Annotated in this window: 13 protein-coding genes, 5 tRNA genes, 1 rRNA gene and 1 pseudogene; 2 read left to right on the plus strand and 18 right to left on the minus strand. The window is 50.8% G+C overall.

Annotated features, from left to right (window positions below; genetic code table 11):
* Nucleotides 1-42: 42 nt before the first annotated feature.
* The 3 genes from abc-f to ASG81_RS05255 form a co-directional block, all read right to left on the minus strand.
* On the minus strand, nucleotides 43-1860 hold the full coding sequence (gene abc-f / locus ASG81_RS05245; protein ID WP_056630052.1) for a ribosomal protection-like ABC-F family protein: 1818 nt from the start codon (nucleotides 1858-1860) through the stop codon (nucleotides 43-45).
* 367 nt (nucleotides 1861-2227) lie between these two features.
* Nucleotides 2228-3193 (minus strand): ring-cleaving dioxygenase, encoded by a 966-nt coding sequence (locus ASG81_RS05250; RefSeq protein ID WP_056630055.1) that lies wholly within the window; start codon nucleotides 3191-3193, stop codon nucleotides 2228-2230.
* 59 nt (nucleotides 3194-3252) lie between these two features.
* Nucleotides 3253-3696 (minus strand): MarR family winged helix-turn-helix transcriptional regulator, encoded by a 444-nt coding sequence (locus ASG81_RS05255; RefSeq protein ID WP_056630058.1) that lies wholly within the window; start codon nucleotides 3694-3696, stop codon nucleotides 3253-3255.
* Nucleotides 3697-3845: 149 nt separating this feature from the next.
* Between ASG81_RS05255 and ASG81_RS05260 the strand changes: the two genes are divergently transcribed.
* On the plus strand, nucleotides 3846-4475 hold the full coding sequence (locus tag ASG81_RS05260; RefSeq protein ID WP_081417139.1) for a M15 family metallopeptidase: 630 nt from the start codon (nucleotides 3846-3848) through the stop codon (nucleotides 4473-4475).
* A gap of 149 nt (nucleotides 4476-4624) precedes the next feature.
* Here ASG81_RS05260 and ASG81_RS05265 read toward each other — a convergent pair whose 3' ends face one another.
* The 7 genes from ASG81_RS05265 to ASG81_RS05295 all read right to left on the minus strand — a co-directional run bounded on the left by ASG81_RS05265 (nucleotide 4625) and on the right by ASG81_RS05295 (nucleotide 10317).
* Entirely contained in the window at nucleotides 4625-5641 is a 1017-nt protein-coding gene (locus tag ASG81_RS05265; protein ID WP_056630059.1) for an LLM class flavin-dependent oxidoreductase, read from the minus strand.
* Between the two features lie 222 nt (nucleotides 5642-5863).
* Entirely contained in the window at nucleotides 5864-6307 is a 444-nt protein-coding gene (locus ASG81_RS05270; protein ID WP_056630063.1) for an Rrf2 family transcriptional regulator, read from the minus strand.
* 156 nt (nucleotides 6308-6463) lie between these two features.
* Nucleotides 6464-6865, minus strand: a complete 402-nt coding sequence (locus ASG81_RS05275; protein WP_155971227.1) for a VOC family protein — start codon at nucleotides 6863-6865, stop codon at nucleotides 6464-6466.
* 25 nt (nucleotides 6866-6890) lie between these two features.
* A complete protein-coding gene (locus ASG81_RS05280) occupies nucleotides 6891-7370 on the minus strand; it encodes a pentapeptide repeat-containing protein (protein ID WP_056630067.1) in 480 nt (159 codons plus the stop codon).
* A gap of 28 nt (nucleotides 7371-7398) precedes the next feature.
* Nucleotides 7399-8397: a hypothetical protein gene (locus ASG81_RS05285; protein ID WP_056630070.1), complete on the minus strand. Its 999-nt coding sequence runs from the start codon at nucleotides 8395-8397 to the stop codon at nucleotides 7399-7401.
* Between the two features lie 41 nt (nucleotides 8398-8438).
* Nucleotides 8439-9206: an RNA polymerase sigma factor gene (locus ASG81_RS05290; protein ID WP_056630074.1), complete on the minus strand. Its 768-nt coding sequence runs from the start codon at nucleotides 9204-9206 to the stop codon at nucleotides 8439-8441.
* A gap of 202 nt (nucleotides 9207-9408) precedes the next feature.
* On the minus strand, nucleotides 9409-10317 hold the full coding sequence (locus ASG81_RS05295) for an aldo/keto reductase (protein WP_056630077.1): 909 nt from the start codon (nucleotides 10315-10317) through the stop codon (nucleotides 9409-9411).
* A 194-nt stretch (nucleotides 10318-10511) separates the two neighbouring features.
* Here ASG81_RS05295 and ASG81_RS32500 point away from each other — a divergent pair.
* Nucleotides 10512-10658 (plus strand): annotated as a pseudogene (locus ASG81_RS32500) (endonuclease/exonuclease/phosphatase family protein); the annotation flags it as partial.
* 72 nt (nucleotides 10659-10730) lie between these two features.
* Here ASG81_RS32500 and ASG81_RS05305 read toward each other — a convergent pair.
* From ASG81_RS05305 to ASG81_RS05340, 8 genes are all read right to left on the minus strand, one after another.
* Nucleotides 10731-11150 (minus strand): DUF2203 domain-containing protein, encoded by a 420-nt coding sequence (locus ASG81_RS05305; protein ID WP_056630082.1) that lies wholly within the window; start codon nucleotides 11148-11150, stop codon nucleotides 10731-10733.
* A 213-nt stretch (nucleotides 11151-11363) separates the two neighbouring features.
* Nucleotides 11364-11948: a GNAT family N-acetyltransferase gene (locus ASG81_RS05310; protein ID WP_056630085.1), complete on the minus strand. Its 585-nt coding sequence runs from the start codon at nucleotides 11946-11948 to the stop codon at nucleotides 11364-11366.
* A gap of 252 nt (nucleotides 11949-12200) precedes the next feature.
* Nucleotides 12201-12282: transfer RNA gene (locus ASG81_RS05315), tRNA-Leu, on the minus strand.
* Between the two features lie 14 nt (nucleotides 12283-12296).
* Nucleotides 12297-12373, minus strand: a tRNA-Arg gene (locus ASG81_RS05320).
* A 23-nt stretch (nucleotides 12374-12396) separates the two neighbouring features.
* Nucleotides 12397-12470, minus strand: a tRNA-Cys gene (locus ASG81_RS05325).
* A gap of 7 nt (nucleotides 12471-12477) precedes the next feature.
* Nucleotides 12478-12552: transfer RNA gene (locus tag ASG81_RS05330), tRNA-Gly, on the minus strand.
* Between the two features lie 92 nt (nucleotides 12553-12644).
* Nucleotides 12645-12720, minus strand: a tRNA-His gene (locus ASG81_RS05335).
* Nucleotides 12721-12903: 183 nt separating this feature from the next.
* Nucleotides 12904-15837 (minus strand): 23S ribosomal RNA (locus ASG81_RS05340).

Genomic DNA, 15837 nt, shown 5'->3' on the forward strand with positions numbered 1-15837 from the left:
TAAAGTGAGGGGCCTGGGCTAATCCAGGCCCCTCACGCTTGTTTAGAAGCTGCCTATTTGTGCGCGCAGCCTGCGGATTTCCTGTATGAGCAGCAGCTGCTCCCCGGGATCATCCGGCTGCGTGCTGCTCATGAGCTGCGCTAAGCGAAGCTGCAGCATTTCCCGCTCGTTCTGATTCAGCTGCTCCTCCGGCGAAAGTGAACGGCTTCGATCCTTGGACATAAACTCCTCATACGTTCCCGGGAACAAGCTTGGCTCACTCTGCCCATCCATCAGGAGTAACCGGTTGGCCGCTTGGCGGATCAAGTACCGGTCATGGGTCACGAGCAGAATCGCGCCGGGATAATGCTGAAGCGCCTCCTCAATCTGCTCGCGCGTACTCACGTCCAGATAGTTGGTCGGTTCATCAAGCACGAGCAAATTCGCTTTGCCAAAATACAGCTTAAGGAACGCTACTCTGCATTTCTCGCCCATGCTCAAATCCCCGATTCGCTTAAACACATCCTCCTTCGAAAACAAGAAGCAGCCCAAAATGGTCCGCGCATGCGACTGCGTCATCCCCGGCAGCATCAGCAGGCTATCCAGAATGGTCGCCTCGCTATCGAGCTTACCCAGCTCCTGCTCGAAGTAACCGATTTTCGCCTGCGGATGAATGACTACCTTGCCTGCGGCAGGCGTTAAGCTGCCCGTTGCCAGCTTCAGCAGGGTCGACTTACCCGCTCCGTTCGGTCCAAGCACGGCAAGGCGGTCGCCCCGGTCAAGCGAGAGACTAAGCTTACTGAATATGTGCTTGCGGCCTTCATAAGCAAAGCTAACCTCCTCCATGCGCAGCAGCGTCGAAGCTGTGAAGCCATCCGGCTCCAAATGCAAACGCAGCTGCGATTCCTCGCGAGGCTTCTGCACTTTTCCCTGGTCTAAACGCTCCAATGCGGATTCCTTCGCATGCAGACGCGATACGTTCTTTTTTGACTTTGACCTCAAAAAATCATTTTGCCCAGCCGCCTTATGCGCCTGCTGGAACCATTCCGCATACATGCGTATGCTCTCAAGCAGCTTTTCCCGCTCCAGCTCCTGCTTCTTGTGCAGCGCCTCCTGCGTCCTTAGCTCAAGCTCCTTCTGCGCCTTGTAGTCGGTGTAGCCTCCGGGATAGCGGTGGCAGCCATGCCGCTCCAGCTCCAGAACGGCCGTTGCCGTACGGTCGATAAATGTCCGGTCATGCGACACGTATACGATCGTTCCCGGATACGCCCTCACCCATTGCTCCAGCCAATCCAGCGCGGCCGAATCCAAGTGATTCGTCGGCTCATCCATCACCACGAGCTTCGGCTCTCTGACCATAAGCGCCGCCAATTGGGCTTTCGTCTTCTGACCGCCGCTGAGCTGAGCAAATGGCATGCCCCACAATGAAGCTTCAAAGCCTAATTGCGTTAAGCATCTCTCCGCTTTGATCTCAAAGCCATAACCATCAAGCTGCGCATATCTCTCGTACAGCTCGCTGTATTGATTTAACAGCTTCCCGCTCGTCTCATTCTCTTGCATTTGCTGCGTCAGATCCGCCATCGCCCGCTTCAAGCCGAACAATTCCTCCGATCCCGCCTGAACGAACTCGAGCAGCGTGAGCGAGGTATCCGTCTGCGCCTGCTGGTCAAGCCAGCCCCACTCTTCAAGGGGCAATAAGCGCTGGACCACACCCCCATCAAGCGCAAGCCTTCCGGTCAAGCCCTGCAGCAGCGTCGTTTTGCCTACGCCGTTGCGACCGAACAGCGCAAGCCGCTCGCCCTCTTTTACCTCGAAATTTATATTTTCGAACAGCATATAGCCGTCCCATTCTTTAATCGCCTGTTTAACTTTTAGCAGCATCAATGTATATTCCCCATTTCCGATTACAAAATAAAAAACCGTGGCCAGCGGCACACGGTCGAATACGAAGGGGAATATCAGGTAAACGAAAATAAGGATGCGTTACGCCGCTGTATAGCGGGTAAACAACTCCTATCTGTCGCTGCTGATTGACTAAGCATAAGTCCCCAAATCGACGCACGTATCCCTGACCGGTTCTCGCTGCCGAGAACGCCGCTTGTATTTAAACAAGTTGTTTACAGGAATCGTGTACTTACTTCATCGGCTGGGTTACCTCCGTCAGTCATCAGTATGAATATGTGTTTATTATATAAGACTGGCGAGTATTTATTCAAGCCCAACTTTCGATGCGGTACATTTGCCGCCGTTAATTCTTCAGCGGCTTTAATCTTGCTTCGATTTGCGTGCGTTGCGGCTCCAGAAACGGAGGCAGCGCCAATGATTCGCCCAAATGGTTGATATCTTCATCCGTATCGAAGCCCGGACCGTCAGTCGCCAGCTCAAAAAGGATGTCGTTCGGCTCGCGGAAGTACAGCGAGCGGAAATAGTAGCGGTCGACGAAGCCGGAGTTTGGAATACTGACTCCACGAATATGCTCGATCCACTCGCGCAGCTCGTCGTCGTTGTCTACGCGGAACGCTACGTGATGCACGCCGCCATGGCCCTGCTGCTCACGCGGCAAATCATGCCGCTCCTCGATATGAACCTCGGCGCCGCTGCCGCCTTCTCCGGTTTCGAATACGACGATATTCGGCTGGCCTGCAATCCCAGACGGATACTTCCCTTTTTCGCGGAAGCCCATCAGCTGGGTCAGTACGAGAACGGTAGGCTCCGGATTTTTGACCGTAAGCTGCACCGGGCCAAGTCCGAGAATGCCGTATTCGGCAGGCACTGTGCTTTTATCCCAAGGAATTCCGCCCTTAACGCCTTCATTATGTTCATCGGATACGAGCACTAAGCGCTGTCCTTCAAAATCTCTGAAAGCAATCGTATTGCGTCCTGCGCGTTCAATCATTTCATCATGATTGACGCTGAATTGCTCGAACCGCTCCTTCCAATAACGAAGCGCCGCATCATTCGCCACCCGCAGGGACAGGGAAGAAATGCTGCTTGTGCCGGCACGGTTTTTGCCAGTCATCGGAAATTCGAAGAAGGTCAGCTCCGTTCCCGGATTCCCCTTCTCATCTCCATAAAACAAATGATAAACCGACGTCTCGTCTTGGTTAACCGTCTTTTTGACCAAACGAAGACCTAGCAGCTGCGTGTAAAAGTCAAAATTGCCGGATGCGGTGCCAGTGATTGCGGATACGTGGTGAATGCCTTTAAGTTGCATATAAACAACCTCCTAAATAGTTTTGTGATGCAAAATTTGCTTCTCTTGCACCGTATCATTTAATTTTGTATTTTTTTAAGTAAATCGAGCAGTTGCCTCTTCTCATCCCGGTCCAAAGCGTTATACTGCGACGCCTGGAATTGCTCCTGTACCGGAACGACATCATTAAATAATGCTTTGCCCTTTTCCGTTAGCGATACGTATTTGGTCTTCCACTCTTGCTCGCGCCTTACTAAGCCCAGCTCTTCAAGCTTGCCAAGCAGCTGCGTAATGTTCCCTTTCGTGACAAAAAGCTTGTCGGCCAGCTGCTGCTGCGTCAAACGGTCATGAGCGCCAACCTGCGCGAGCATGTCGAACTGCGCGGCGGATAAGTTCCATTTTTTCAAATGCTGGTGGGATTCCCGCAGGCTTTGATTATAAACCCGCGATAAGCGAAACCATATCATTAAGCCTAACCGCTCATCACGTTTAGATAAGAAGGATTCCGTATCTTTTTGATCCATTCGACCACCCCAAGCCTTCGTTATAGTTATCAGTTTAGTTATAAACTGATAAAAAGTCAAATGCCGGCATTAATCCCCTACCTCGGACTAGGGAAACCGGATTTGCAATATGTTAAGATAAGCGGATACAAAGCGTAAGGAGATATTGCATGATTGAACGAAATCCTATTTCCCGGCAGCCCCTACCGATTGGGCAGACTCCGCTGGATCCTGTTGCAAGAAATAAACGCAAACGAAACAGATTTCTGCTCCTAATTATTTTGGCCGTCACCGCTGCTATATTGTGGAAGGCGATTCTCACCTTTGAGCCTCCCGTACCTGACACCGAAATCATTCCTGCTATTCCGATAACAGAACTGCATCCGGTCGTATTTGCCAAGCAAAACGAATTAATCTCAGAAGCAGGAAAGGCCGGCATCACCATTCTCATTACGGACGGCTTCCGCTCAAATGAAGAGCAGGACGCTATTTATGCAAAGGGAAGAACGTCGGAGGGCAAGATCGTTACGCAGGTGCAAGGCGGCCAGTCGTATCATAATTACGGCCTCGCTATCGATTTTGCACTGCGCACCAAGAAGGGTGAAGTCGTATGGGACATGAAATATGACGGCAATAAAAACGGACAAGCAGATTGGATGGAGGTCGTCGCGATTGCTAAACGGCTTGGCTTTACCTGGGGCGGTGACTGGAAGAACTTCCCTGACTATCCGCATCTCCAAATAGATTTCGGCTATTCGATCCGTCAGCTCCGCAACGGGCTCCTGCCGCCTGTCGAGTAACCGGACCCCTCAGGACATACTCTGCCCACACAAGCCAAAAGGGTACAAACCGGTTTCCGGTCTGCACCCTTTTGGCTTGCTTCATTCTCATTATTCTCCGCTCACTAAGAATAAACATAGCTAATATTTCCGCTCTATCCGTCCGTTTATTATAGCCCTGCTATAATTTCATAAGAACGCAGGCGTGCCTTGTGATCGAATATATGGGCTGCAACCATGATCTCATTGGCTTGCGTCGACTCCATATATTGCTTTAGCTTAATGCGCACTGTCTCCGGCCCGCCGACAATGGAAGAACCCAGCTGCTGCTGCAGGGCGATCTTCTCCTGCGGTGTCCACACGGCATCCATATCGCGAACCGGAGCAGGCAAAGGTCCGCGGGCATTGCGAATAAACGACAGAAATAGCTGCTGCATCGATGTAGCCAGATAAGCCGCCTCCTCATCCGTATCAGCCGCAACCACGTTTACCGCGACCATCCCTTTCGGTTTATCGAGAACGGCAGAAGGCTTGAAGCTGCTGCGATAGAGATTCATCGCCGGAACGGTAAACGTAGGCGAGAAATGACCGGCGAAAGCGAACGGCAAGCCGAGCTGAGCAGCCAGCAACGCACTAAAATCACTTGAGCCCAGCAGCCAAATCGGTATGTCCAGCCCTTCGCCCGGAATCGCTCGCACGGGCATGCCGATCTCCGTGCTCGACGGGTCTAGAAACGCGCGAAGCTCCGCCAGCTGCTCGGGAAAATCATGGCCGTTGCTTCTTCTGTTTCCTCGAAGCGCCGCTGCTGTAAGACCGTCGGTGCCGGGCGCGCGGCCGAGACCGAGATCGATGCGGCCGGGAAATAAAGACTCCAACGTGCCGAATTGCTCGGCGATAACAAGCGGCGCATGGTTCGGCAGCATGATGCCGCCCGAGCCTACGCGAATCGTCGACGTGCCTGCCGCTACATGGCCGATGACGATTGACGTCGCCGAGCTCGCAATGCTTGGCGCATTATGATGCTCCGCCAGCCAGTAACGGTTATAGCCCCATTTTTCCGCATGCTGTGCAAGATCTAACGTATTGCTAAGCGATTCGGCGACAGAGCCTCCTTCGACAATTGGTGAAACATCGAGTACCGACAACGGAATGTTAAATGCTGAATTTATTTTGGTCTGTTTTGACATAACGCTCACCCTTTACTTCATGATCGGAAGACGCGGCTTCCATAAGGCTAGACACGCAATAACTGTATGAATATTAGATACATATTGGGCGGTACAAAAAAGAAAGCTGCCTACAATGACGACTGCCGTATATAATTAGCGGTAATATACAGCCTTCTACCTTATTACCGCTGTTGCTTACACAGCTGAAGCATCGTGGCGCTTCTCATTTGCTGTAAGGCCTTATACCTGATGTTCCTTTTGCAGCTGTTGGCATTTTCGGATCTTATCCAAAGCCGTTTGAAGCGTATTTTGCTCCAGGTAAGCTACATAATGAAGCTCCGCTTCGTAGAAAAAATGATCCATGACCGCTTGTATATTCGCCGAGACGAGACACTCCTCCTCCGGATTACCCGAACACCAGTGAGGCTTAAGCGAACAGCCGGAAAGCGCCCGGTAAATTTGAGCAAGCGTAACCTCCCCCGGCTCGCAGTTCAAAATATAGCCGCCGCCGATTCCTTCCTTCGTTCTCACAAAACCGTGTTTCCGCAAAGTGCTCATTATTTTGCGAATGCGCGTCGGATTGGTTGCCACGTTGCGGGCAATCGTCTCGCTGCTGGCCATATGATCAGGCAAATAGGCTAACAGCACCAGGCTGTGAACCGCTACCGTAAATTCACTGTTCATCTCTGCACTCCCTCTCAAGAAGGATACTGTAATTTTATTGCATACAGTTGATTAAGTCAAACCTTCCTTTCTAAGAATAGCACAGAGAGAAAGTCCTGGCATAGACTTTCTCATCTGCCCACCCCCGAATAGATATAATGATGAGCATCAATTAACCTATAAAGACGGCTTCTGCCATACTTGATACTTGTTGCCGTCCGGATCTTTGAAACCAAGCTGCAGTCCGCAGCTGCCCTCGTCCCGAATATCCGTCTCGGTCCATGTGCCCGCCTCCTTCAAGGAAGCATATAGCGACTGAATATCTTCGGTCTCAAAGCATAGCGGAAACATCTCGAACGATTCTCCATCTTCAGCCCAGCCTGTCGTCTCGAACGTGAGCGGAGTCATGGCAGGACTCGGCAGCAGAAAGAGCCACCCGCCTTCTCCCATGATCATAATAGCGCCACGCCCAGGTTCAACGGGGGAACGGAGCTGCATACCGAGCACACGCTCATACCACTCCGCCGCCTTTTCCGCATTCGAGACCGGAACGTACGCACAATTGATATTTTTAATCATTTCACATCAGCTCTCTTTCAATGTTTTAGTTATTTGTCTCCACTGCCCTTTCCTGCTTTTCCGAATAGCTCCGCAGCAGCTCCTCGACCGGAATTCCGTTAATGCGCATACCTTCAACATTGCAGTCGTTTAATTCAACGTCCTTTAAATTACAGGATTGAAAAATCGCTTTGCTCAAATCACTAGTCAGGAAGCGAACGGGCTCGATATTAATCCAGCCGTCTGTTCCCGCTTCCTCCTCGAAGCGGCTGACTTCAGCATCGGGACGGCGAATATTTTCGAATAGCGTACCGCCCATCTGCACTTCATTAACATGAACATTTGAGAAATAAATATGGTTCCACTTCGAATGGACAAAGTTCACATGCTCAAGGGACGTATCTCTTGCATCGACGCCGTGCAGCTCAGCTCCCTTCAAGCAAACCATATGCAGCTTCTCTCCGCGCATATCATCCAGCTCGAAACCGCCCTTGTGATCAAACATCTTCTTCTCTGTTAAAGCCATCTTTATCCTCCCTCTCGTTCCGGGCCGGTTAATGAACCCAAATTTCCGAATGGTATTCCCCCATAAAATGAAACAGCTGCTCCAGCTGCTCGACGCCCTTCGTTTCCGCTTCTTGCGCATGCTGCAGCAATTGTATCGCCTGATCGGCCGTATTTGGATCCTTCGGATGGCCGCCGTCCGGAAACGGAAATCGTTCTCTTAATTGCCCGAACGCTGCCGCAACCGCCTTATAATGTACAGCCGCATCGCCGGCATGCTTGCGTACCGTTCGCTCCACTACGTTCGATCCGTCCCAGCGGAACGCTATTTCGCGGAGGAAGCGTGCGGCGAACTCGCGTGCATCGCCGATGACAAGCAAATTGAAGGCATTTCCATGCTCGTCAGCACGGCGAAGCTTCATCACATTAATCCATGCCTCGTAACCGGCCAGCCCCTGCGCAAATTTATTGCCGAACACATGCGTCCATTCCTTGCCCCGGGCATGGTCGACAATCATCGATAACGCCATACGCAGCATTTCGTATTTGGAATGAGGCAGGCTCTCGCTGATCGTCGTCACGAACAACAGATCGATCTTCGGATCTGCGAACTGCGCATAAGTGAGCGTTCCGTCCTTCGCATGGTCCTTCGCATGAAATTGCTGCTTATCATCGTCATAGCCGTAAATCAATCCGAATTCCGGGGTGAACAAATCGAATGCGATGGCAGGCACGCCGCGATCAATAGATTGTTGTACTAGTGCTATCGTCCGCTCAACCTTATCCGGCGTAAGGGGAGCGGACGGATCAGCCAGACAGCTCGTGAAGCCGAGATTGCACAAATTGCGGCGCAAAATATAACCGCCAGGAAACGAGGTCGGCCCTGCTGCGTTAATGCTCTCCGGATCGATATTCATTCGAAAGGCATGGCCCGTAAACCCCATAACATCCGTCAATGTAAGCTGATTCTTGTCGGTATAGCTTACCGCACCGTGAATGGCGGCTGCCGCCGAGGTCCAGGTCTTCGACCAATCCCTATCAATTGTCATCGCTTCTTTCCTCTCCATCTCAAGTGAACCTTATGTTTACGTTATATTAGGGGGGGAGTTAATATCTTTCGTCTAGGCAAGCCTAGCGACGCTCTTCGCTGCACGTAAAGACTGATCGAGATGCGTATGCGCTCCTTCTGCAGCTTGGCGCGGGATCTCGACAGCGTATTGTATACGTTAGCAGTCGTCGTATCGAACAAATCGGCAATTTCAGCCGGGGGCAGCTCCCCGAAAAATCTCGCCTCGAAAATGCCCCGCTCCCGCTTGTTCAAGCAGCGTATCAGCATATGAATGCTAGCCAGCGTTTCTTGGCGCATCACGTACTGCTCCGGGCTCTGTCCGTTCATCGACTCATTCCTGGCATGATCCGTCAGATGAAACAGGATGCTGTCGATATCGCTCCAATCCATATTCTGCTCGCTCCTGTTCGCATCCATCGGCAGACCCGATTGACTCATGAAGCTAACGAACGGCCGCTCCTTGCTGTAAGGACCGCCTCTCCGCAGCTTCATGTAGGCTTGATTGCGCACGATCCGGTGCAGCCAAGGCAAGAACCTGCTCGCGTCAGTAAGCGTACCCAAGTGCAGAAATGCACGAATAAGCGCTTCCTGCACGATATCCTCCGCCATAAAGGAATCCTTCGTCAACGACCCCGCAAGACCGAGCGCCTTAGCACGATGCCGCCGCACAAGCTCCCCGAACGCTTCCTGATCACCGGAACGGGCCCTTTCAACGATTGCATGCTCCTGCCCTTCCGTCCCTGCTTCGCCAGTTAACAAGGATGCCGTATCGGTTGCCCAGACCTTCACTTTCATTCCCCCTATAAGACAGATGCCGCCCATGCCAAATATCTATCAGAGATTCAAACTATTTTATTGAAAAAAAAAACTGCCCGGCAGGCAGCTGTTTCCCCATACAATTAAATGGAAAAATGACCTACGCAAAGATCATAACGAAGAACGTTTGTTCTGTAAATGATTACTTTACCTGCCATTTTTCCCATAAAATATTTTAGCGGTGCTGTTCGTAGCGATTGCTTCTGCTCAGACTCCGAATAGCTTCTAATTCTTTTGACGTCAGAGCCTGAGCACGACCCGCGTCAATATTATGCAGCAGCTGAGCCGCCGAGCTTGCCCCTGGAATGACCGCAGCTACAGCTGGGTTGGCTAGCGCATATCTGATTGCCGTATGCGCCATATCGTTGGAGCCGCCTCCTGCACGGAGCAATGCTGCACGTAAAGCCGACAGCTCTTCTTTGCTGTAATCCAAATAACCCTTTTCCGCTTTCGCAGCGCCGTTACCGGTTAAAATTCCTTTTGCCACCGGACCGCGGGCTATTAAGCTGATCCCCTTCTCCGCCAGCAAAGGCAATATTTCCTCCTCGGGCCTTCTGTCCAAAATACTATATTGGCTCATTACGCTGACGATATTCGACCGCTCCGCATATTCTCGAATGACGTTCGGCCGAATCGAAGAAACGCCGTAATAACGAATGAGTCCCTCCTGCTTAAGCTCCTCGAAAGCCTCGATGGTCTCCGACACCGGATCGTTAAGCGTACCGCCATGCAGCTGATACAGATCGATATAGTCCGTTTGGAGCCTTCTTAAGCTGTCCTTCACAGCCGACTTGATATAAGCCTTGGAAGGGTCCCATGTCCAGCCTTCCTTGCCGGGCTCCCAGCGATTGCCAACCTTCGTCGCAAGTATGATATCCGAACGCCGTCCGCGAATCGCCTCTCCGACGATTTCCTCATTCAGACCTTCATCATAAAGATCAGCCGTATCCAGAAAATTAATGCCCCCATCGATCGCTTGATGCACGAGGGCTACCGCCTTTTCCTTATCCGTCCCAAGCGACATGCAGCCAAGACCGATCTCACTGACATACAGCTCCGAATTTCCTAGACGGTTGTGTTTCATCCTTGCTCCGCTCCCTTCCGTTAGCCGATGGTTCCTTCAAAAAATTTCTCCAATCCCCAATGTACGCAGTATGCGGTTAATGAGGCTTATTATAATCCCATTATTCGGTATGCGAAATATATCTTTCGATCTGCTTAGCACGCTTATATCCTTGAAATAATGAAAAAATAATGGAAGGAGTGAACGCATGGGATTATGCCGGCTTAGACAAAAATCAAGATTTCTTTATGGATGGCGGGAAGCATTCACGCTCCAGCAGCAAGGAGCAGACGAGGGCTAACTTAGATTCCATTTCGTCCTTCTTGAAAACAGCACATTCAAGTTTTTATCTCCTGCAAGACCATAATCCGGTTACGGCAGCGTTTGTTTTAAAATAAAAACGGGCAATCGTCTTGATATTATGATCGATCCGCTTATCTTCCGCCTTCCGGGAACGGCTTCCTGCCGACAAAACCATCATGCCAGCCATGATAATGACTGATATGCTGTTCCCCTTCCTTCCAGCAAATTAAAATGTCTTCGCCATCCAGCACTGCGGGAAAGTCAATCAAGCCGGGATTAATCATTTTCAAAAGCACGCCTTTTCGTGAAAAGTTTTCAATCAACAGGTCAGCCTCGATCTTCAAAAATTCCAGCTGGCTCTCTTGCTCAAAGAAAGGGTCCCTGCTTCCTTGCCCAGCAACATAAGCTTGCTCATAAACCGCCTTCTCCTTCTGATAGTTCAAGTATTGATTCTCAAACTGCGCCGTTAATTGCTGCAGCTGCAGTAAATCCTCTTTCAATTGAGGCAATAGCTCATTAGCTTCGTTAAGTGTAAAGATTTTGTTACCCATCGTGTGTTCACTCCTTATGTGGGTTGCGCTTCTTTATCAATTTACCCCTATATTACATGGTAACTTCTTTTAATTCAAAAGCTCAGCTTGCTTGTTTCGCTAACCAGGCATTATAAAATGCCTGTCTATATTCATTAAGGACAGCAACACATCGATAACTAACCTGATTTTATTAGGATATGTAATGTAGATCTAAAAAAAATTTAACAGGAATCAAAATTCCTTATCTCTAACTTTAGAAAATACCATTGTATCCCGGAGCGAGCCGTCGACAGCGCATTTTTCATTGCGAAGAGTGCCTTCTAACGTGTAGCCTAATCGCTCCGCTACACGCGCACTTCTTATATTTCGAGAGTCACAACGAATTTCAACGCGATTGGCCTTTAATTCCTGGACAGCAAAATTTGTGATCGCATTAGCTGCTTCCGTAATATAGCCTTTACCGCTATAAGCTGTCCGCACCCAATAACCGATTTCAAATTTTCGTGATTGCCAGTCTATACGATGAAGACCGCTGCTGCCTATTAATTGACCAGTATCCTTCGAAATCAGAAGCATCATCAGATCCGTACGTTCCAGATACTTTAAGCGAGCACGCCTTATGACGACTTCGGACTCCTCAACTGTGGGAATGGTTTGGGCCCATGGCATCCAAGGCTTCAGCTCATTTATACTTTCTATAACAGCCTCATTCAGCTTGATGCCGTCACCCCACAATGGCGTATGAATGAGCAGACGATTGCTTTCAAAGCTCTCTGGAATAGAAAGTAATAAGGGATTAAAATTGAAATCATCCATAATGCCGCGCCTCCTTATACAGACTTCGATAAGCACTTATAATTATACACGGTATCATGATGATCCCCATCGGCAGATTTTGCTTAACCAGTGATGCGTCCTGCCTCGATATATGACTAACCTGGAAATTCGCTGTTAGTATAAACGAGATCATTGCATTATTCAACATAATTCCCCGTGATTAGGCTTTTCCTTGTATACAAAAAAAACTCTTAAGATCAATTTGATCTCAAGAGTTTGTGTTTTAAAGTTTGGTGCCGATGAGAGGACTCGAACCTCCACGGTTTCCCTCACGATTTTGAGTCGCGCGCGTCTGCCATTCCGCCACATCGGCATATAGAAGAAATATGGCGTGCCCTAAGAGATTCGAACTCCTGGCCTTTTGATTCGTAGTCAAACGCTCTATCCAGCTGAGCTAAGGGCACATAATTATTTCAGTAATATTTTGTGGAGGCGCCACCTAGATTCGAACTAGGGGTAGAGCTTTTGCAGAGCTTTGCCTTACCACTTGGCTATGGCGCCAAAATAATGGAGCGGAAGACGGGAATCGAACCCGCGACCCTCGCCTTGGCAAGGCGATGCTCTACCGCTGAGCCACTTCCGCATATAAATGGCTGGGGATTCACGGAGTCAAAGTCCGTTGCCTTACCGCTTGGCTAATCCCCAACAAATATGTTGTATTCGTGTTTTTAATAATGGGGCGATCGAGGGGAATTGAACCCCCGAATGTCGGATCCACAAACCGATGCGTTAACCACTTCGCCACGACCGCCATGCTGCTTATCAGGTACTGATCAACTCAGCTAATCACTCACAGACAAATAAAACCCACATATGTGGGCCGTTTGCCAATGCACGCATTAGCAGGTTGCGCCCTGAAAACTGGATACGAAAGWTAGGTTTGCTGAACCTTTTAGCTGCTGTCTGCCGGATGTATGGGTCCTGGCAAACGTTTTAGGATAAGCCCTCGACCGATTAGTATTCGTCAGCTCCACACATTGCTGTGCTTCCACCCCGAACCTATCAACCTCGTCGTCTTCAAGGGGTCTTACATACTGGGAAATCTCATCTTGAGGGGGGCTTCACGCTTAGATGCTTTCAGCGCTTATCCCGTCCGTACTTGGCTACCCAGCGGTGCTCCTGGCGGAACAACTGGTACACCAGCGGTACGTCCATCCCGGTCCTCTCGTACTAAGGACAGCTCCTCTCAAATTTCCTGCGCCCGCGACAGATAGGGACCGAACTGTCTCACGACGTTCTGAACCCAGCTCGCGTACCGCTTTAATGGGCGAACAGCCCAACCCTTGGGACCTACTTCAGCCCCAGGATGCGATGAGCCGACATCGAGGTGCCAAACCTCCCCGTCGATGTGGACTCTTGGGGGAGATAAGCCTGTTATCCCCAGGGTAGCTTTTATCCGTTGAGCGATGGCCCTTCCATTCGGTACCACCGGATCACTAAGCCCGACTTTCGTCCCTGCTCGACTTGTAGGTCTCGCAGTCAAGCTCCCTTATGCCTTTGCACTCTTCGAATGATTTCCAACCATTCTGAGGGAACCTTTGGGCGCCTCCGTTACATTTTAGGAGGCGACCGCCCCAGTCAAACTGTCCACCTGACACGGTCCCTCTGCCGGTTTCACGGCAGCAGGTTAGAACTCCGATACGATCAGGGTGGTATCCCAACGTCGCCTCCACACAAGCTGGCGCTCATGCTTCAATGGCTCCCACCTATCCTGTACAGATCGTACCAAAGTCCAATATCAAGTTACAGTAAAGCTCCATGGGGTCTTTCCGTCTTGTCGCGGGTAACCTGCATCTTCACAGGTATTAAAATTTCACCGGATCTCTCGTTGAGACAGCGCCCAAGTCGTTACGCCATTCGTGCGGGTCAGAATTTACCTGACAAGGAATTTCGCTACCTTAGGACCGTTATAGTTACGGCCGCCGTTTACTGGGGCTTCGGTTCACAGCTTCGGGTTGCCCCTAACCGCTCCCCTTAACCTTCCAGCACCGGGCAGGCGTCAGCCCGTATACTTCGCCTTACGGCTTCGCACAGACCTGTGTTTTTGCTAAACAGTCGCTTGGGCCTTTTCACTGCGGCCCCCTCGGGCTATTCACCCTACCGAGGCACCCCTTCTCCCGAAGTTACGGGGTCATTTTGCCGAGTTCCTTAACGAGAGTTCTTCCGCGCGCCTTAGCATGCTCTGCTCGCCTACCTGTGTCGGTTTGCGGTACGGGCACCTTCACCTGGCTAGAGGCTTTTCTTGACAGCCGGAGTACATGACCTTCGCTACTGTAATTTTCGCTCCCCATCACAGCCCAGCCTAATAGTGTGCGGATTTGCCTRCACACTAGCCTCACTGCTTGGACGGGCTATTCCATCAGCCCGCGTCACTGCCCTTCTGTGTCACCCCATYGCTCATAACGGTTTACGGTGGTACAGGAATTTCAACCTGTTGTCCATCCACTACGCCTTTCGGCCTCGCGTTAGGTCCCGACTTACCCTGAGAGGACGAGCCTTCCTCAGGAACCCTTAGGCTTTCGGCGGACAAGATTCTCACTTGTCTTTTCGTTACTCATACCGGCATTCTCACTTGCATACAGTCCACCAGTCCTCACGGTCTGACTTCAACCCGTATTCAACGCTCCCCTACCCAAGTACCATATAGGYACATGTCATAGCTTCGGTGGTGTGTTTAGCCCCGTTACATTTTCGGCGCAGAGTCACTCGACCAGTGAGCTATTACGCACTCTTTAAATGGTGGCTGCTTCTAAGCCAACATCCTGGTTGTCTTTGCAACTCCACATCCTTTCCCACTTAACACACACTTGGGGACCTTAGCTGATGATCTGGGCTGTTTCCCTCTTGACAATGGATCTTAGCACTCACTGTCTGACTCCCGAGTAGCACGTCTATGGCATTCGGAGTTTGACTGGACTTGGTAACCCTTGGCGGGCCCCGCACCCAATCAGTGCTCTACCTCCACGACGCTCATTCCTCGAGGCTAGCCCTAAAGCTATTTCGGGGAGAACCAGCTATCTCCGAGTTCGATTGGAATTTCTCCGCTACCCCCACCTCATCCCCGCACTTTTCAACGTGCGTGGGTTCGGGCCTCCAGTGCGTGTTACCGCACCTTCACCCTGGACAGGGGTAGATCACACGGTTTCGGGTCTACGACCACGTACTTATTCGCCCTATTCAGACTCGCTTTCGCTACGGCTCCGTCTTCCCGACTTAACCTTGCACGTAATCGTAACTCGCCGGTTCATTCTACAAAAGGCACGCCATCACCCATTTAACGGGCTCTGACTTCTTGTAAGCGCACGGTTTCAGGTTCTTTTTCACTCCGCTTCCGCGGTGCTTTTCACCTTTCCCTCACGGTACTGCTTCACTATCGGTCACCAGGGAGTATTTAGCCTTGGCAGATGGTCCTGCCGGATTCCGACGGGGTTTCTCGTGTCCCGCCGTACTCAGGATCCGTCTCGGAGGGTGCTTGTTTTCGGYTACAGGGCTTTTACCTGCTCTGGCGGGCCTTTCCAGACCTCTTCGCCTACCAAACACCTTTGTAACTCCATGTGAGACGTCCTACAACCCCAAGGAGCAAGCTCCTTGGTTTGGGCTAATCCGCGTTCGCTCGCCGCTACTGACGGAATCACTWTTGTTTTCTCTTCCTCAGGGTACTTAGATGTTTCAGTTCCCCTGGTATGCCTCTTACYAACCTATGTATTCAGTTGGTAGTAACTGYCCATTACGACAGCTGGGTTTCCCCATTCGGAAATCCCCGGATCAAAGCCTGCTTACGGCTCCCCGAGGCGGTATCGTTGTTCGCCACGTCCTTCTTCGGCTCCTGGTGCCTAGGCATCCTCCGTGCGCTCTTACTAGCTTAACC

It is taken from the genome of Paenibacillus sp. Soil522 (assembly GCF_001428245.1).
Taxonomy (GTDB): domain Bacteria; phylum Bacillota; class Bacilli; order Paenibacillales; family Paenibacillaceae; genus Pristimantibacillus.

Excerpts from the sequence above, each read along its gene's own strand:
- abc-f (WP_056630052.1), bottom strand. The coding sequence starts at position 1,860 with ATGCTGCTAAAAGTTAAACAGGCGATTAAAGAATGGGACGGCTATATG.
- ASG81_RS05250 (WP_056630055.1), bottom strand. The coding sequence starts at position 3,193 with ATGCAACTTAAAGGCATTCACCACGTATCCGCAATCACTGGCACCGCA.
- ASG81_RS05255 (WP_056630058.1), bottom strand. The coding sequence starts at position 3,696 with ATGGATCAAAAAGATACGGAATCCTTCTTATCTAAACGTGATGAGCGG.
- ASG81_RS05260 (WP_081417139.1), top strand. The coding sequence starts at position 3,846 with ATGATTGAACGAAATCCTATTTCCCGGCAGCCCCTACCGATTGGGCAG.
- ASG81_RS05265 (WP_056630059.1), bottom strand. The coding sequence starts at position 5,641 with ATGTCAAAACAGACCAAAATAAATTCAGCATTTAACATTCCGTTGTCG.
- ASG81_RS05270 (WP_056630063.1), bottom strand. The coding sequence starts at position 6,307 with ATGAACAGTGAATTTACGGTAGCGGTTCACAGCCTGGTGCTGTTAGCC.
- ASG81_RS05275 (WP_155971227.1), bottom strand. The coding sequence starts at position 6,865 with ATGATTAAAAATATCAATTGTGCGTACGTTCCGGTCTCGAATGCGGAA.
- ASG81_RS05280 (WP_056630067.1), bottom strand. The coding sequence starts at position 7,370 with ATGGCTTTAACAGAGAAGAAGATGTTTGATCACAAGGGCGGTTTCGAG.
- ASG81_RS05285 (WP_056630070.1), bottom strand. The coding sequence starts at position 8,397 with ATGACAATTGATAGGGATTGGTCGAAGACCTGGACCTCGGCGGCAGCC.
- ASG81_RS05295 (WP_056630077.1), bottom strand. The coding sequence starts at position 10,317 with ATGAAACACAACCGTCTAGGAAATTCGGAGCTGTATGTCAGTGAGATC.
- ASG81_RS05305 (WP_056630082.1), bottom strand. The coding sequence starts at position 11,150 with ATGGGTAACAAAATCTTTACACTTAACGAAGCTAATGAGCTATTGCCT.
- ASG81_RS05310 (WP_056630085.1), bottom strand. The coding sequence starts at position 11,948 with ATGGATGATTTCAATTTTAATCCCTTATTACTTTCTATTCCAGAGAGC.